This is a genomic window from Pseudonocardia sp. DR1-2 (genome assembly GCF_023717215.1).
In the GTDB taxonomy this organism is placed as follows: Bacteria; Actinomycetota; Actinomycetes; order Mycobacteriales; family Pseudonocardiaceae; genus Pseudonocardia; species Pseudonocardia alni.
Genome location: NZ_JAMQOF010000001.1, coordinates 1 through 15,731 on the forward strand (window position 1 = coordinate 1; position 15,731 = coordinate 15,731).

The 15,731-nt window shown below is 76.8% G+C and carries 13 protein-coding genes and 1 pseudogene; 3 read left to right on the plus strand and 11 right to left on the minus strand.

Annotated elements, in window-relative coordinates; translation table 11 throughout:
- Together ND486_RS00005 and ND486_RS00010 are read right to left on the minus strand one after the other, a co-directional pair.
- Window positions 1–189 (minus strand): annotated as a pseudogene (locus tag ND486_RS00005) ((4Fe-4S)-binding protein); the annotation flags it as partial.
- Entirely contained in the window at window positions 186–995 is an 810-nt protein-coding gene (locus ND486_RS00010; RefSeq protein ID WP_251782201.1) for a (Fe-S)-binding protein, read from the minus strand. The gene ND486_RS00010 and the pseudogene ND486_RS00005, both read right to left, overlap by 4 nt.
- A gap of 86 nt (window positions 996–1,081) precedes the next feature.
- Between ND486_RS00010 and ND486_RS00015 the strand changes: the two genes are divergently transcribed.
- Both ND486_RS00015 and ND486_RS00020 read left to right on the plus strand, forming a co-directional pair.
- Window positions 1,082–1,777 carry an FCD domain-containing protein gene (locus ND486_RS00015; protein ID WP_251782202.1) on the plus strand — a complete coding sequence of 232 codons (696 nt, stop codon included), beginning with the start codon at window positions 1,082–1,084 and terminating at the stop codon, window positions 1,775–1,777.
- Between the two features lie 10 nt (window positions 1,778–1,787).
- Window positions 1,788–2,444 (plus strand): maleylpyruvate isomerase family mycothiol-dependent enzyme, encoded by a 657-nt coding sequence (locus ND486_RS00020; RefSeq protein ID WP_251782203.1) that lies wholly within the window; start codon window positions 1,788–1,790, stop codon window positions 2,442–2,444.
- A 226-nt stretch (window positions 2,445–2,670) separates the two neighbouring features.
- Here ND486_RS00020 and ND486_RS00025 read toward each other — a convergent pair whose 3' ends face one another.
- The 6 genes from ND486_RS00025 to ND486_RS00050 are packed head-to-tail and all read right to left on the minus strand — an operon-like array spanning window position 2,671 to window position 5,830.
- Window positions 2,671–3,180, minus strand: a complete 510-nt coding sequence (locus tag ND486_RS00025; protein WP_251782204.1) for a gamma carbonic anhydrase family protein — start codon at window positions 3,178–3,180, stop codon at window positions 2,671–2,673.
- 4 nt (window positions 3,181–3,184) lie between these two features.
- Window positions 3,185–3,700, minus strand: a complete 516-nt coding sequence (locus ND486_RS00030; RefSeq protein WP_251782205.1) for an O-acetyl-ADP-ribose deacetylase — start codon at window positions 3,698–3,700, stop codon at window positions 3,185–3,187.
- Window positions 3,697–4,470, minus strand: coding sequence for a 5-formyltetrahydrofolate cyclo-ligase (locus tag ND486_RS00035; RefSeq protein WP_226357582.1), 774 nt, complete (start codon window positions 4,468–4,470; stop codon window positions 3,697–3,699). The genes ND486_RS00030 and ND486_RS00035 overlap by 4 nt, the downstream gene beginning before the upstream one ends.
- Before the next feature lie 12 nt (window positions 4,471–4,482).
- On the minus strand, window positions 4,483–4,737 hold the full coding sequence (locus ND486_RS00040; RefSeq protein WP_062395855.1) for a Rho termination factor N-terminal domain-containing protein: 255 nt from the start codon (window positions 4,735–4,737) through the stop codon (window positions 4,483–4,485).
- A 9-nt stretch (window positions 4,738–4,746) separates the two neighbouring features.
- The gene (locus ND486_RS00045; protein WP_374231374.1) at window positions 4,747–5,223 is read right to left on the minus strand and encodes an NUDIX domain-containing protein; all 477 of its coding nucleotides are present in this window, start codon (window positions 5,221–5,223) and stop codon (window positions 4,747–4,749) included.
- A gap of 16 nt (window positions 5,224–5,239) precedes the next feature.
- A complete protein-coding gene (locus ND486_RS00050; RefSeq protein ID WP_073574529.1) occupies window positions 5,240–5,830 on the minus strand; it encodes a GNAT family N-acetyltransferase in 591 nt (196 codons plus the stop codon).
- 164 nt (window positions 5,831–5,994) lie between these two features.
- On the opposite strand from ND486_RS00050, the gene ND486_RS00055 reads away from it, so the two are divergent.
- Complete coding sequence (locus ND486_RS00055) at window positions 5,995–6,822, plus strand: DedA family protein (RefSeq protein WP_251782207.1); 828 nt, start codon at window positions 5,995–5,997, stop codon at window positions 6,820–6,822.
- A gap of 24 nt (window positions 6,823–6,846) precedes the next feature.
- On the opposite strand, the gene recD is transcribed toward ND486_RS00055, so the two are convergent.
- The 3 genes from recD to recC are packed head-to-tail and all read right to left on the minus strand — an operon-like array spanning window position 6,847 to window position 15,718.
- Complete coding sequence (gene recD, locus ND486_RS00060) at window positions 6,847–8,862, minus strand: exodeoxyribonuclease V subunit alpha (RefSeq protein ID WP_251782208.1); 2,016 nt, start codon at window positions 8,860–8,862, stop codon at window positions 6,847–6,849.
- Complete coding sequence (locus ND486_RS00065) at window positions 8,859–12,344, minus strand: UvrD-helicase domain-containing protein (protein ID WP_251782209.1); 3,486 nt, start codon at window positions 12,342–12,344, stop codon at window positions 8,859–8,861. The genes recD and ND486_RS00065 overlap by 4 nt, the downstream gene beginning before the upstream one ends.
- Window positions 12,341–15,718 carry an exodeoxyribonuclease V subunit gamma gene (gene recC, locus ND486_RS00070; RefSeq protein ID WP_251782210.1) on the minus strand — a complete coding sequence of 1,126 codons (3,378 nt, stop codon included), beginning with the start codon at window positions 15,716–15,718 and terminating at the stop codon, window positions 12,341–12,343. Before recC ends, ND486_RS00065 begins: the two co-directional genes overlap by 4 nt.
- Window positions 15,719–15,731 lie beyond the last annotated feature (13 nt).

Consider the following 15,731-nt stretch of genomic DNA (forward strand, 5'->3'; position numbering starts at 1 on the left):
CACCCGGTTCTTGATGGCCTCACCGGCCAGGCGCAGCTGCTCCCAGTCGTCGACCTCGCCGACGACGCTGCCGCGCTTGGTGCGGATGGTGGACGTGGCATGGGCCAGGTTGCGGCGCAGCTGGGAGTCCTCCAGCGCGGCGCGTGCCGCCGCCGGGAACGCCGGTGTGCCGAGGAACGTGCCGCTCATGCCGGCACCCCCGCGCTGCCCGCCGAGCGCGGGGTCGCGGCGCGCTCGTCGCGCGCCTCGATCACCGGCTCGGTCGAGGCCAGGACCTCGGCCAGGTGCATCACGCGCATCCCCGACCGCTGCCGCGACAGCAGCCCGCCCACGTGCATCAGGCAGGAGTTGTCCCCGGCGACCAGCACCTCCGCGCCCGTCGAGCGGACGTGGCGGGCCTTGTCGTTGCCCATCGCGATCGAGGTCTCGGAGTTCTTCACCGCGAACGTCCCGCCGAACCCGCAGCACTCGCCCGAGCCCGGCAGGTCGAGCAGGGTCAGCCCGCGGACCGCGCGCAGCAGCCGGGTCGGCCGGTCGCCGACCCCCAGCATCCGCAGCGAGTGGCAGGTCGGGTGGTAGGTGACGCGGTGCGGGAAGTAGGCCCCGACGTCGACGACGCCGAGCACGTCGACCAGGTACTCGCTCAGCTCGTACACCGGCGGTGCGGACTCGACGCCGCGGACCAGACCCGGGTCGCCGGAGCGATGGGCGACCAGGCGGTGCTGGTGGCGCACCGAGCCCGCGCACGACCCGGACGGGGCGAGGATCGCGTCGTACCCGGCGAAGGCGTCGAGGTGGTTGCGGACGAGCGGGACGGCCTCGTCGAGGTAGCCGGTGTTGACCATCGGTTGCCCGCAGCAGGTCTGCGCGGCGGGGAACTCGACGTCGACACCGAGCCGGCGCAGCAGGGAGACGACGGCCCTGCCGGTGTCCGGGAACAGGGCGTCGTTGAGACACGTGACCATGAGGCCGACGCGGGGCCGGGAGATCGGCATGGCGCCTCCGGTGAAGTGGTGGGACGGAGGGTGTGGTCCGACCAAGGTAGCGGTATGGTCGGACCACACACAAGCAGGAGGACGACGTGCGTGTTCCCGCCGCCCACGAGATGGTGCTCGCCCACGTCGAGGAGCGCCTGACGAGTGGCGAGTGGCGCCCGGGGGACCGGCTGCCGCCGGAGCGCGAGCTCGCCGCGACGCTGGGCGCGTCCCGCCAGGCGGTCCGCGAGGCACTGCGGGTGCTGCAGGCCCAGGGTGTGATCCGCTCACAGGTGGGCACCGGCGCCGACTCCGGGACGGTCGTCGTGCCGGCCCCGGCGCGCGCACTCGGCCGGGTGCTGGCCCTGCACCTCGCGGTCGACTCGTTCCCGGTGGACGACGTCACCGAGGCCCGGGTCATGTTCGAGCGGTTCTCCACCGGGCTGGCCGCGCGCCGGCGCTCGGCGTCGGACCTGCTGGAGTGGACGGCCGCGCTGGACGTCATGGACGACGACCTCGACCCGGCCGCCTTCAGCGACGCCGACATCGCCTTCCACGTCGCGATCGCCGCGGCGGCCGGGAACCGCCTGGTGGGGGAGCTGACCCGGGCGATCCGGGAGTCGGTACGCGGGATGCTGCTCGACGCGATGCAGGCCCAGGGGGACTGGCCCGCGCTGCGCGAGCGGCTGCGGGCCGAGCATCGGGAGATCCACGCGGCGCTCGCCGACGGCGACGGAACGCTGGCCGCGGACCGTATCGAGGCGCACATCCGCGCCTTCCACGGCCGGGTCGGACCTGCCTAGGCTCAGCGCCGTGACCACCTCCGACCTACCCGACGCCGCCGTCGTCGCGGTGTCCGCCCGGTACCGTCGCGGGTTCGCCGACCTCGTCTCCTCACTCGACGCCGCGCAGCTCGGGGCGCCGAGCCTGTGCGCCGGGTGGGACGTGCGGACCGTCGCCGGGCACCTGGTGTCCGCACTGACGACGTCGGTGCCGTCGTTCCTGGTGCAGGTGCTGCGGGCACGGGGGAACCTGGACCGGGCGGTCGACCGGGACGCCCGGCGGGCCGCGGGCCTGCCGGTCGACGAGATGGTCGCGGTGCTGCGGGAGCGGGCCGACAGCTCCTTCGCCCCGCCCGGCATCGGGGCGCGGGGCCCGATGACCGACGCGATCGTGCACACCGCCGACGTCACCGTCCCGCTCGGGCTGCCGTTCGACCCCGACCCCGTCGACGTGCGCATCGCGCTCGACTTCGTGGTCGGGACGGTCCCGCTCGGGTTCACCACCCGGCGCCGGATGGCGGGCCTGCGGTTCGTCGCCGACGACGCCGGGGTCGCGCGGGGCGAGGGCGCGGAGGTCCGGGGACGCGGCGTCGACGTGCTGCTGGCCGCCTGTGGGCGCCCGGCCGTGCTGGACCGGCTGACGGGGGACGGTGTCGCGACGCTCGCCGCCCGGCTGACCGGCCGCTGACGCCGCAGTCCTCCGGTCATCCCGCGTCCGTCGCCCGGTCGACGCGTCGCTCCCGCGGCCGGTCCCGCGTCCCGTTCATGCGCGCCGAACCGGAGAACGCGCGCGCGATCGGGCGCGAGTTCTCCGGTTCGGCGAGCGGACCGGGTGTGCGGGGCCGCGGGTGGCCCGGCGGACCGGTGACCGGGGGACCGGATCGTGTGCGGCCGGGGCACCGGCGACCGGTGGGTCAGGCGTTCGCGTCGCGGTGCAGGCCCAGCAGGTGGACGTAGGCGGCGGCCGACAGCGGGATCGAGTTCCGTTCGGCCTCGCCGAGCTCGCGACGCACCTTCCCCGGGACCCCGGCGACCAGCGACCCGGGCGGCACCACCGTGCCCTGGGTGAGCACCGCACCCGCGGCGACCAGCGATCCGGCGCCGACGTGCACCCCGTTCATGAGCACCGCGCCCATGCCGATCAGCACGTCGTCCTCGACGGTACAGCCGTGCACGACCGCGCGGTGGCCGATGGTGACGCCGTCGCCGATCGTCGCCGGGAAGCCGGGGTCGGCGTGCAGGACCGAGCCGTCCTGGACGTTCGTGCGGGCGCCGAGGGTGATCGGTGCGAGGTCGGCCCGGATCACGCACGTGTACCAGATCCCGGTCTCCGGGCCGACGCTCACCTCGCCGGCGAGCACGGCGCCGGGCGCCACCCAGGCCTGCTCGTGGACCTGCGGGGTGTGGCCGTTCACGGTGATCATGCGGTCAGCCTAGGGCGGTCTCGAACGCGGCGAGGACGTCGTCGCTGAACAGGACGAACCGGACCTCGGTCACCGCGGTGCCCGCGGCGGCGACCTCGCGGACGGTGGCGACCGCGATCCGGGCGGCGTCGTCGAGCGGCCATCCGTAGATCCCGGCCGAGACGGCGGGGAACGCGACGGTCCGGGCGCCGAGCTCGTCGGCGACCCGCAGCGACCCGCGGTAGGCGCTCGCCAGCAGCGCCGACCGGTCCTCCCGTCGCGCGTACACCGGTCCGACGGTGTGGATCACCCAGCGGGCGGGCAGGTTCCCGGCGGTCGTCGCGACGGCCTGTCCGGTGGGGAGCCCGTCGGGCAGGTCGCCGGCGCGCAGCCGCTCGCACTCGGCGAGGATCGCGGGCCCGCCACGCCGGTGGATGGCGCCGTCGACGCCGCCCCCGCCGCGCAGGCCGGAGTTGGCGGCGTTGACGACGGCGTCGACCCGGGCCTCGGTGATGTCCCCGCGCTCGCAGACGATCCTCATGCGCGTGCCTCCTCGCGCAGCCGTCCCAGCAGCGGGATGGCCGCGATCTTGTCCTCGGTCAGGGACTCCCACACGATGCCCCCCTCGGGGCGGTTCCGCCGGTGCTCCCGGCAGTCGACGACGCGGTCCGGGGTGACGATCAGGTCGACCGGCGCGTCGTGGTCCGCCCACGGGATGACGCCGGCGTCGCGCAGCTGCAGCTCGTGCACGGTGGTGACGACGAGGGTGTCGTCGGAGATCAGTCCCGCCGCGCGGGCCAGCGCGAACTCCAGGTCGGCGAATCCGCCGCCCTTGCCCAGCCGCGCCCCGTCCGCGCCGACGGCCACACAGCCGGTGACGACGAGGTCCACCGGCTCCAGCTCGTCGACGGCGACCCGGCGGGCCGACCGCGTGGCGTTCTTGATCGACACGGCGCGGTGGGGCGGGTCGGCGAGGTGGTCGGGGTCCAGCAGGAAGAACGGGTCGTCCTCGGCCAGCCTCGGGACGGCCATGTACACGGTCTTCCCGTCCTCCAGCGCGTACCGGCGCACCGGGAGCTGGGCGGAGTCCGGGTTGGACTTCACGGTGCGGGCGGCGCGCCACACGTCCAGCTCGCGCAGCCGCCGGGCCGCGGCCTCGGCACCGACGAAGTTCGAGATCCGGTTCCGCGCCCCCGGGAACCGGGAGGCCTTCTGCTCGGTCAGCGCGGTCCAGACCTCCTCGCGCAGCTCCGCCTTGCGGGCGAGGGTCCCGGGGTCGCCCCCGGCGTCGTGGTCGTGACGGCGGCTCATGCCCCGATGATGTCAGTGCTCGCGCAGGGCCCGGATCAGCTCGTCCTTGGTCATGTCCGAGCGACCGGGGATGCCGACCTTCTGCGCCTGGGCGTAGAGCTCGTCCTTGGTCTGGTTCTCGTAGTCGCCGTGCTCGCCGCCGCGCCTGCCGACGGTGCCGCGCCCCTCGGCGGCCGCGGCGTTCGCGATCCGCGCGGACTTCTCCTTGGAGTTGCCCTCCTCGCGGAGGCGCTCGTACATCTCGTCGTCCTTGATGCTGCTCGCCATGGCGGTCGACTACCCGCCGAGCAGCTCGGCCAACCTGTCCAGCAAGGGCACCTGACCCTTCACGATCTTCTCCCGGGCGGTGGCGAGGTCGAACCACGCGGCGCGGTCCAGCTCGGGGAAGCGGAGGGTGCGCCCGGAGCGGGGCGGCCACTCCATCTCGACCCAGCTGCCGTCGTCGGGACGGCCGGCGACGGCCTCGGCGCCGGTGAAGCCGGACCCGTCCAGCGCGAAGGCGGTGACGGTCTTGCGGGACTGGCGGACCGTCCCGAGCCCGACCGGCTCGCCGTCGGGCGGCGGGGCGCCGATCTCCTCGGTGAACTCGCGTCGGGCGGCGTCGAGCGGGCTCTCGTCGGGGCCGTGCTCGCCCTTGGGCATCGACCAGGCGTGGTCGTCCTTGCGGGCCCAGAACGGTCCACCCATGTGGCCGAGCAGCACCTCCGGGCCGCCCGGCCCGGGCCGGTGCAGCAGGAGTCCGGCGCTGGTCACGGGAGGCACGCGGGGATCATCCCAGACGGGCGGGCCGGTCGAGCCGGTGCACGTGGGCCAGCGGGGGGTCGGCCGGGTTGTCCGGGGGTAGCTCCCCGGTCGCGACCCGGCGGAACCCGGCCTTCTCCAGCGCCCGGCACGACGCCCGGTTGCCCGCCGCGACCGGGACGACCACCGCCGTCGCCTCCGGGTAGCGCTCCCAGCCCTCGGCGACGGCGGCGGCGATGATCCGCGGGCCCAGCCCGCGCCCGGTCAGCTCCACCGGCCCGATGAGGTAGTCGACGGTCAGCGCACCGTCCGGGATCGTCAGGATCGGCGCGATCGCGGCGACCTCCTCGGGGTAGTCGTGCCAGCGGGCGCGCTGGACCAGCCCGACCGGGACACCACCGAGCTCGGCGACGAGGTCCTCGCCCGGTTCCTCGCCGCGCAGTCCCGCCCCGAAGTCGCGTTCGAGCGCCTCGTCAGTGGTCTCGTGGAACCACCACCGGTGCACGTGCGGCGCGGCCAGCCAGCGCCGCAGGAGGGCCAGGTCGGCCCGCACCAACGGGCGCAGGGTGACGGGGGCGTCGAGCGACGGCCCGTCGGCCGGTGTGACGGACGGCGGCACGGGCCGGAGCGTAGCCGCGCCGCGGCCCGCCGCCGAACGGTTTCCTCCTCCGCCCGGACGAGGACGGGGACGGTCGGCATCTCGTCCTCGCTGCGGATCCGGCCGGACCCCGGCCCGCCTAGGGTCGTGTTCCGATGGAACGCCATCGGACGAGGGGGACGACGATGACGAGCGACCACACCCGGCGGGCCGCACCGGCGGGGGACGGCGGGTCCGCCGCGGACCGCGGGGGCGGATCCGCCCCGGCCGACCCCGGAGCGGCTCCCGCACGGACCCGGTGGTGGCGGCGCGACTACAGCCCGGAGGAGATCGAGGCGGGCAAGCAGGCCTGGCGCGATGCGATGCCGTGGGACCACCCGATGTCGCGCGGCGACAAGGTGCTCGTCTTCTCCACGCTCGGCCTGCTCGTGTTCATGCTGGTGACGATGCCGCTGCGGCCGTTCCTGCTGGCGTCGCACCCGGTGTGGCTCGCCGCGGTCACCGGCAGCCTCTCCGCGGTCGGGGCGGGCGCGGCGTTCGCCCGGATCGGCGAGGCGGACCTGTGGGTCGTCATCACCGCCGGGGTGTTCGGAATGATCAAGTTCGACTGGCTGTTCTGGCTGGCCGGGCGCCGGTGGGGCGAGAAGATCGTCGCGCTGTGGGCGCCCGGTGACCTCGCGAAGCGGTTCGTCGGCCGGATCCGCAGCTGGCCGCGCTGGGCGATGCCGATCGCCGTCGTCGCGGCCGCGCTCCCCGGCATCCCGGCCGCCGCGGTGTTCGCGGTCGCCGGACTGGGGAGGATGCGGCTCGCGACGTTCCTGCTCTTCGACGCGATCGGCGCCGCGCTGATCACCGGGCTCGTCGCCGGGCTCGGGTTCGGTCTCGGGCAGGACGCCGTGGACGTGGTGCTCGCCGTCGACAGGTACGCGTTGTGGATCAGCCTGGCGCTGGTCGTGTTCGTGTCGGTCCAGGCGGGCCGCAGGCAGAAGCAGCAGGCCCCGCCCGCCGCGTGACGGTGCCCGCGCCGGCTCGGGACCTCAGGTCCCGAGCCGCTGCTGCAGGCCGCTCGCGCGCCCGGCCGGGCGGCCGATCGCGGCGCGTACCGCCTCCTCGGTGCCGATGATCCGCACGGACTCCTTGGCCCGGGTGACGGCGGTGTAGAGCAGCTCGCGGGTCATCAGCGGCGAGTCCGCGGGCGGCAGCACCACGGTGATCCGCTTGAACTGGCTGCCCTGGCTGCGGTGCACCGTCATCGCGTGGACGGTGCCGACGCCGCCGAGGCGTGCCGGTTCGAACGCGACCGGGGCGTTGTCCCGGGCGAACACCGCGCGGCGCCCCGACGCGGCCCGGACCACGACGCCGGTGTCACCGTTGAACAGGCCCAGGTCGTAGTCGTTCGTGGTGACCAGCAGCGGGCGGCCCGGGTACCAGGGGGCCTCGGCGGCGAAGCCGGGACGCTCGGTCTCGATCCACCGCTCGATCTCCGCGGTCCACCGGGTCACCCCGTGCGGGCCGCGGCGGTGCGCACAGAGGACGCGGTGGTCGTCGAGCACCCGCAGGGCCCGCTCGGCGTCCCCGGCCTCGGCGGCCCCGATCACCTCCACCGCGGCCCGGGTCACGTCCTGGCGGAACGTGTCCAGCCGGCGCGGCTCGAGCTCGGCCGCGTCGCCGTCGACGAAGGACAGGTCGGCCGCGCCGCGGCGCAGCAGCGCGACAGCGGCGTCGGGGTCGTCGCCCTGCACGGCCGCCGCGAAGTCCGCGATCGTGCCGCCGAAGCGCCAGTTGCGCTCCAGGCGCACCACCCCGTTGCGCACCACGGCGGGCGGGCCCGGCTCGGCGGGCGCGGGGGTGCCCGCGGCGCCGGAGGCCGGCACGGGCCGGTCCACGCGGAACGCCCCGCAGGCGCTCAGCGCGTCCTGCAGCGCGGGCTCGGCGCGGCCGCCCGCGGCGGCGAGGTCGCCGAGCACCGCACCGGCCTCCACCGACGCGAGCTGGTCCGGGTCCCCGACCAGCACCAGCCGGGCGTCCGGCCGGACGGCCTCCAGCAGCCGCGCCATCATCGTCAGCGACACCATCGACGTCTCGTCGACGACCACGACGTCGTGCGGCAGCCGGTTGCCCCGGTGGTGGCGGAACCGGCCCGAGGTGCCCCGCGAGCCCAGCAGCCGGTGCAGCGTCGACGCCGTCGCCCCCGCGACGGCGGCCCGGTCGGTCTCCGGCAGCCGCCCGTGGGCCTCGGCGACGGACTGGGTCAGCCGGGCTGCGGCCTTCCCGGTCGGCGCGGCGAGCGCCACCCGCAGACCCGGCGCCCCGGGCGGGGCGGTCGCGCGGTGCAGGTCGTGCAGGACGGCGAGCAGGGCCGCGACCGTCGTCGTCTTGCCCGTGCCGGGGCCGCCGGCGATCACGGCGACCGGCCGCAGCGCGGCGACCGCGGCGGCGAGGCGCTGCCGTTCGGCGCCGGGGTCGCCGAGCAGCCGGTCCAGCGCCGCGCACAGCCGGTCGGGGTCGACGGTCGCGACCGGCCCGGCGCGCGCGGTGAACTCGCGGCGGACCAGCTCCTCCTCCTGCCAGTAGCGCTCCAGGTAGAGCAGGTTCCCGAGCAGGCGCAGCGGCCGCCCGGCGGGACCGTCCTCGCCGACGGCGACCAGCGGGCTGTCCGCGCAGGCCGCGCGCCACGTCGCAGGCTCCGGCCAGGGCAGCCCGGACACGTCGACGGCGACCTCGCCCTCGCCCTCGCCCGCGGTCGTGGCCGCGGCGCTCGCCAGGTCCACGCAGACCGACCCGTTGCGGATCGCGCGCACGGCCAGGGCGGCGGCGAGCACCACCGGTTCGGGCTCGGCGGCGGCCGGGTCGTCGGCGGCGGTCGGGTCGCCGCGCCCGCCGAGGGCGGCGAGCCGCCGGGCGACGTGCACGTCGCCCGGCGCGAGGATCTCGGCCTCGTTGAACGCGGCGAGCACCCCGGTCGCGGTGCGCGCGGCCCGCGGACCGAACGGGTCCCGCTCGGGGGCCGGGGGTGCCGTCGGCGCCGGGGTGGGGGGTGCGGTCGTCGTCACGGGGTGCCTCCGTCCAGCAGGTCCGACAGCTCCTCGACCAGGGCGGCGGGTGGCCGCCAGGCGAAGACGCCGCACGGCGCGGCCAGCGGCCCGGACCCGGTGACCGGGGTGTCCGGCCCGCACATACCGCGCAGGAACAGGTAGCCGACCCCGCCGAGGTGGGTGTCCGGGTCGTAGCCGGGCAGCCGCCAGCGCAGGTAGCGGTGCAGCGCGACGGCGTAGAGCAGCGCCTGGAGCGGGTAGTGCGCGTCGGCCATCGCCGTGGCCAGCCGGTCGGTGGTGTAGTGCGCCGCGGTCAGCGGGTCGCGCCCGGACGGGCCGACCGGGCCCAGCCAGTTCGTCTTGTAGTCCACGACGAGGAACCGCTCCCCGGCCTCGTCACGGACCCGCAGCACCGAGTCGATGCTGCCGGTCAGGTAGCCGCGCAGCTGCTGTCCGGCGAGGTCGGGGGAGTCGAGGAGGTCGGCGTAGCCGTGCAGCGGGTCACCGGGCCCGAGGTGCCTGCGGACGGCGGCGGCCAGCCCGGCCAGGGTGAGCCGCCCCGTCGGGGTGTCCCCGCCGCACAGCGGCAGCTCGAAGTCCAGCTCGGACAGCCGGTCGCCCGGCGCGACGTCGGCCAGTGCCAGCCCGGACGCGATCGGCCCGAGCGGGGTCCGCAGCACCGGGACGAGCGCGTCGGCGAGCTCGTCGGGATCGAGGTCGGCCGGCTGGTGGCGCAGCTCCTCGGTGACGTGGGCGACGACCTCGGCCCGCAGCGCGGCGTCGCCCTGGGCGGCCGTGCGGGTGTCGAGGTGCTCCAGCACGGCGTGCACCAGGGTGCCGAACCCGGTGCCCGAGGGCAGGTCGGCCATGGGGGAGGGGAACGCCGCGGGGCCGGCCGCGCCCGCCGCGGCGTCCCCGCTGGGGCCGGCACCGGGCAGCGGGGCGGGGTCGGGCTCGTCGACGATGCCCTCGTCCTCGGGCTCGGTCAGCACCCCGGGCGCGGTCGCGGCCGGTTCCGGGTCGGCGTCGACGGCCGGGTGCGGGTGGTGCGCGGCGTGCGCGGCCGCGGTCAGCGCGGTGTAGGACGTGCGCCGCCACGCGGTGTCCAGCGTGCGGGTGAACGTCGCGACGGCCAGCCCCGCGTCGGGCGGGACCGGGGTGCGGTCGGCGGGGTCGCGGTCGTGCAGGGTCTCCACCGACGCGCCGGCCGGGGCGAGCCGCTCCCGCAGGAACGCCAGCGCGTTCGCGTCGCCGGGGACCTTCGCGGTCGGTTCCGGCTCCGCGCCGGGCCCGGCGTGCCCGAACAGCACCCGGTGCAGCGACGCCGCCGCGGTCGTCGTCCCCGGGACCCACCAGGCGACGACCTGGCTGCAGGCGCGGGTGAGCGCCACGTACAGCAGCCGCAGGTCCTCGCCCGCCTCCTCGGCCTGGTGCAGCGCGGTGCGCCGGGTGCGGTCCGGCCCGGTGGACCCGCCGACGTCGAGCAGCCGGCGCTGGCCGCCGGCACCGGCCGGGGTGTCGTGGTAGAGCAGCGTCTCGGGCCGGTCGTCGACCCAGCGGTCCCACGCGAACGGCAGGTACACCACCGGGAACTCGAGCCCCTTGGACCGGTGCACCGTCACGATCTGGACGGCGTCGGCGTCGGACTCCAGCCGCCGGCTCCGCTCGGCGGAGGTGTCGCGGGCGGCCTCGCCGATCCGGTGCCGCAGCCACTCGGTGAGCGCCGTCGGGCCCAGGTGGCGTTCCAGCGCCGCCGAGTGCAGGACCTGGCCGACGTGGCGCACGTCGGTGAGGTCGCGCTCGCCGTCGGGGCTGCGCAGCAGGCGCTCGGCCGGGGCGTAGCGGGCGAACACGGCCTCCTGCAGGGCGGCGACCCCGCGCTCGGCGAGGACCTGGTGCCAGGCCCGCAGGTCCGCGCCGAGCTGGTCGACCAGCCTCTCGGCGTCGGGCCCGCACAGGTCGGCGACGGTGTGGCCGACGAACCGGGTCAGCGCGGCGGCGCGCAGCCGCATCGAGCGCTGTGGCTGCTCGACGGCCTCCAGCAGCGTCAGCCACTCCGCGGCGACCGGCGTGGTGAACACGCTGGTGGAGCCGGTGAGCACGGCGGGCACCCCGGCCTCGGCGCAGGCGTCGCGCACCAGCAGGCCCTGGGCGTTGGTGCGCACCAGCACCGCGACCTGCCCGGGGCGCAGTCGTCCCCCCGCGAAGCGGGCGGTGCCGTCGAGCAGCTGCGACAGGTCGACGGCGACGTCGCGCGCCACCACGGCGCGGGCGCCCTTGGCCCGGGCCAGCCCGCGCCCGGTCAGGTCGAGCCGGTCCCGGTCGACCAGCCGCAGCCGCAGGGGGGCGTCCTGGCGGGCGGTCAGCCGCCGCCCGGTGTGGTGGGCCCGGACCGGGTGCACGACGATCCCGGAGTCCCCGAGGGCGGCCTCGCCGAACACCCCGTCCAGCGCGGTGAGCAGGGCCGCGTCGCTGCGGCGGTTGGTCGAGAGGGTGCGCCGGGTCGCCGCCGCTTCGGCGGCCCGCAGGTAGCTGTGCACGTCGGCGCCGCGGAAGGCGTAGATCGCCTGCTTCGGGTCGCCGATGAGCACCAACGTGGTGTCGGGGGCGGAGTGGAACGCCAGGGAGAGGATCTCCCACTGCAGCGGGTCGGTGTCCTGGAACTCGTCGACGAGCACCACCGAGAACCGCGACCGCAGCCGGTCCCGGGCGGCGGGGCCGCGGACCGGGTCGCGCAGCGCCGCGGCGAGGCGGGTGAGCATGTCGTCGTAGCTGTAGATGCGCGAGCGCCGCTTGCGGGCGTCGACCTCGCGGCGCACCGCGGAGGCGAAGCCGTACCGGGTGGCGGCCGGGGTGGCCGGGTCGGCGTCGCGGGGCTCCAGCTCGGCCTGCGGATCGCCGACGGCGCGGCGGGCCAGCGCCAGGGCCGCGGCCCGGTCGAACGCCGGGCGGCCGGCGTTCGGGGCGGCGTACTTGCGCACGTAGAAGTCGTCGACGACCTCGGTGACGACGTCGTCGACGTGGTCGACGAACTCGGCGTCCGGGTCGTTGTCCCCGGCCACGCCCAGGCCGGCCAGCATCTGCATGCAGAACTGGTGGGTGGTGGCGATCGTCGCCGCGTCGAACGACGCCGACGCCGTCGCCAGCCGGGCCCGCCGCCGCTCCAGCTCGGCCGGGTCGGTGGCGGCCAGGTGCGCGACCACGGGGTCGGCCTCCGGCGTCGGCGGGGTGGCGCCGGCGAGTACGGCGGCGAGCGCCCGCTCGGTGCCCACCAGCCGCTCCCGGACCCGCTCGCGCAGCTCCTGGGTGGCGTCGCGGCCGAAGGTGACCAGCATCAGCCGATCCAGGTCCGCGACGCCCTCGGCGACGTAGCGGGTCGCCAGCGCGGCGATCGTGTAGGTCTTCCCCGTCCCCGCGCTCGCCTCCAGCACGACGGTGCCGGACGGCAGCGGCCCGTCGACCTCGAAGGTCGGTGCCGACAACACGCTGGTGGTGGTCACGGCGCGTCCTGCCTCTCGTGGTCGAGCAGCGGTGCCCACAGCCGGACGGCGAGCTCCCCGAAGCGGGTGGGCTCCCCGCCGGACCCGGGCTCGGGACGGGCGACCAGCGGGCCGCCCGCGGCGCCCCGGACGTAGAGGTGCGGGGCCTCGGCGTGCTCGAAGCGCGACCACTCGCTCTCCGCGGCGGCGAACGCGTTGGCCGGGACCACCCCGCGGACGCGGTTGCGGGCGTAGACGGCGGCGGCGTCGGTGGGCAGCGGCAGCGGTGCCCGCAGGCCCTCACGGCGCAGCGCGACCAGGTCGGCCAGGGTGCGGCGGGCCAGGCCGGGGTCGACCGGGCCGAGCACCGAGCGGGCGGCGCCGCCGGGGCCGCGCCCGACGGTCACCGCCGTCCAGGACCGGCCGGGGTGCGCGGCGCTGAGCGCGAGCAGCTGGACCCACGCCCGCAGCCGGTGCTTGGCCTTGAGCCGCGAGTACTCGACGCGCACCACGACGTCGCCGTGCAGGCCCGGCACCGTCCCCGCGACGGCGCGGCCGTCCTCGGGTGTGCCGGTGAGCTGCGCGACGAGGTCCTGCGAGCCCGCCTCGCCGGTCGCGACCGCCGCGGCGACGGCGACCAGCGGCTCGACCTGCCCGCCGACCTCGGTGAGCACCCGGTGCCCGATCCCGCCCGGCGGGAGGTCACCGCGCAGCGTCTCGGCCCGCGCGACGGCCTGCGGTGCGGCCCCGGCGAGCCGGTCGGTCAGCAGCCGGTCCCCGATCTTCCAGGTGGCCAGGCCGTCGAGCTCGACCGGCAGCGCGTCGTCGGGCTCGACGTTCTCCTCCGGCGGCAGCACCCGCACCCGCTGGCGCAGGAACGCCCGCACCGGGTGCTCGACGAAGGCGACCAGCTCGTCGAGCTCGACCACCCCGTCCGGCGGGTCCTCCGGCGGAGGCAGCGGGTCCGCGCCGAACAGCGGGGTCACGGTGCGCGGCCCGGCCGCGGCCTCGGCGCCGCGCAGCGCGGCCCGGTCGAAGCTGAACGGTCCGGCGGCCAGCAGCGCGCCGGAGGTGAAGTTGCGCCGGTCGAACGGCTGCAAAGGGTGCCGGGCCCGCAGCGCCTGCGACGCGGGCGTGCCGGTCCCGGTCCGCACGCAGGCGTCGATCGCGTCGCACAGCTCCCCGACCGGCACCGACGGCGGCCGGTCTGCGCCGGTGCGCTCGTCGGCGCCGGAGGACACCACGACCAGGTGCCGGGTGGCGGAGCAGAGCGCGTCGAGCAGCAGCTGGCGGTCCTCCCCGCGCGGGTCCCGCTCGCCGACGACCGGGTCGCGGGCCAGCACGTCGTCGCCGTCGGGGGCGCCGGCGCGGGGGAACACCCCGTCGTCGCAGCCCAGCAGGCACACGACCTTGTGCGGGACGGCCCGCATCGGCACCAGCGTCGCGACGGTCAGCGTGCCGGTCCGGAAGTTCGCCCGGCTGGGCCGCCCGCGCAGCCGCTCGGCGAGCAGGCCGCGCACGTCGGGCAGGTCGAGGTCGACGGTGGCGGCCTGCGGCCCCGCGGAGGCGACGACGTCGGCCAGCTCCGCCCGGGCCTGCCCGGCCTGCCAGGCGTCGGTCGGGGTGGTGTCGGTCAGTGCGGACAGCCCCTCGACCAACGCGTCCACCCAGACCGACAGCGGCTGCGGGCCGCGCAGTGCACCGAGCACGGTCGCGAGCCGGTCGACGAACTCGGCGAGCCGACCGACGAGGTCCACGTCGGAGGAGTCGACCTCGTCCAGCGGCAGCGCGGTGCCCAGCCAGGCCGGGGCGCCCGGCGTCTCGGCCATCGCGACGCCGACGAGCATCCGGTCCAGCCCGGCCCGCCAGGTGTTCTGCTCGATCCCGTCGAGCCGGTAGGGCAGCCGGTGCGCGGCGTCGAGCCCCCACCGGACCCCGGCCGCGGTGACCAGCTCGGACAGCCGCTCCAGCGCGTCGTCGTCGAAGCGGAAGCGGCGGCGCACGGGGGCGGAGGCGACCAGGTCGAGCACCTGGGAGGCGCTGACCCGGGACCCGGCCAGCTCCAGCAGCGACGACACGGTGCCCAGCAGCGGGTTCGCCTGGCGCAGGGCCCGGTCGGCCAGGCGCACCCGGAGCCGGTGCCCGGGGTGGAGCTCCTCGCGGGAGGGGCCCGCGCCGTCGGGGGAGTCCGCGTCCGGGGCGAGGCCGAACGAGGCCGTGATCAGCGGCGCGAACACCTCGATGTCCGGGCACATGACGATGATGTCGCGCGGCTCCAGGTCCGGGTCGGCGGCGAGCAGGCCGAGCAGCACCTCGCGCAGCACCTCCACCTGCCGGTCCGGGCCGTGGCAGGAGTGCAGCGCGACGCTGCGGTCGTCCGCGTCGAGCAGGGGACGGTCCTCCGGGGCGGGCGGCACGGCGTCGTCGCGCAGGGCGGTCTGCAGGCGGCTCAGCAGGGTCGGCGCGCCGCTCCCGGCGGGGGCCGGGTGGTGGGTGTCGGTCACGCCGGGCCCGGCCGCGGGGAGCCGCAGGGCCAGCTCCCGGGTGTCCCGGCCGAGCGAGCGCAGCAGCGGATGACGCACGGCCCCGGCACTGGTGTCGGCGGCGCGCGAGGGCACCCCCGGTGTCCGCGCGGCACGTACCGCGTCCCACATCGCCGGCGACGGGTGCGGCAGCCAGAGGTGGACCTCCCGGTGCGCCGCGAGGGCCTCCAGGACGGTCAGGTGCTCGGCGGCCAGCCGGGTCGGGCCGAACAGCGACAGCCGCGGCCCGACCTCGGGGCCCGGGTCGGCGCCCCCGCGCAGGCGGGCCACCGCGTCGTCGAGGCGCTCGGCGGGACCGGGGACACCGAGTGCGGCGTGCAGGCGGCGCCACAGCTCCGGCTGCCACACCAGGTCGGCGTGCACCGCGTCCTCCCCGGCGCGCCAGCGGCGCAGCAGCTCGGGACGGTGCGTGGCGTAGGAGCCGAACAGCCCGGCCAGCGTGCGGGCGAGCGCGTAGCGGCGGCCGTGCCCACCACGCTCCAGGTGCGCGGCGAGCGCGGTGAACCGGTCGTCCTTGGGTTCGGCGACGGCCTCGTCGATCAGCTCCAGCAGCGGCCACACCGACCGGCCGGGCGACCACGGGTCGGTCGCCGGGTCGGTGCCGGTGACGTGCGCGACGACCCCGCCGAGCAGCGCGGCCGGCGCCGGGAACCGGACGTTCGCGCAGACCCCGCCGGCGCCCGTCCCCGCACCGAGCCGGTGCGCGAGCCGCTGGGCCAGCCAGCGCTCCACCCCGCGCTCGGGGACCGCGACGGTCTCGGCCGCGAACGGGTCGTCCGAGCCGGCCGCCAGGACGCAGGCGAGCGCCTCGACGAGGGTGTCGGCGCGTTCGGCCCGATGGATCTCCAGCACGGACCGCACGGTA

Bases quoted from the DNA above. Each gene is read 5' to 3' on its own strand.
- ND486_RS00010 (WP_251782201.1), bottom strand. From the start codon at position 995: ATGCCGATCTCCCGGCCCCGCGTCGGCCTCATGGTCACGTGTCTCAAC.
- ND486_RS00025 (WP_251782204.1), bottom strand. From the start codon at position 3,180: ATGATCACCGTGAACGGCCACACCCCGCAGGTCCACGAGCAGGCCTGG.
- ND486_RS00030 (WP_251782205.1), bottom strand. From the start codon at position 3,700: ATGAGGATCGTCTGCGAGCGCGGGGACATCACCGAGGCCCGGGTCGAC.
- ND486_RS00035 (WP_226357582.1), bottom strand. From the start codon at position 4,470: ATGAGCCGCCGTCACGACCACGACGCCGGGGGCGACCCCGGGACCCTC.
- ND486_RS00040 (WP_062395855.1), bottom strand. From the start codon at position 4,737: ATGGCGAGCAGCATCAAGGACGACGAGATGTACGAGCGCCTCCGCGAG.
- ND486_RS00055 (WP_251782207.1), top strand. From the start codon at position 5,995: ATGACGAGCGACCACACCCGGCGGGCCGCACCGGCGGGGGACGGCGGG.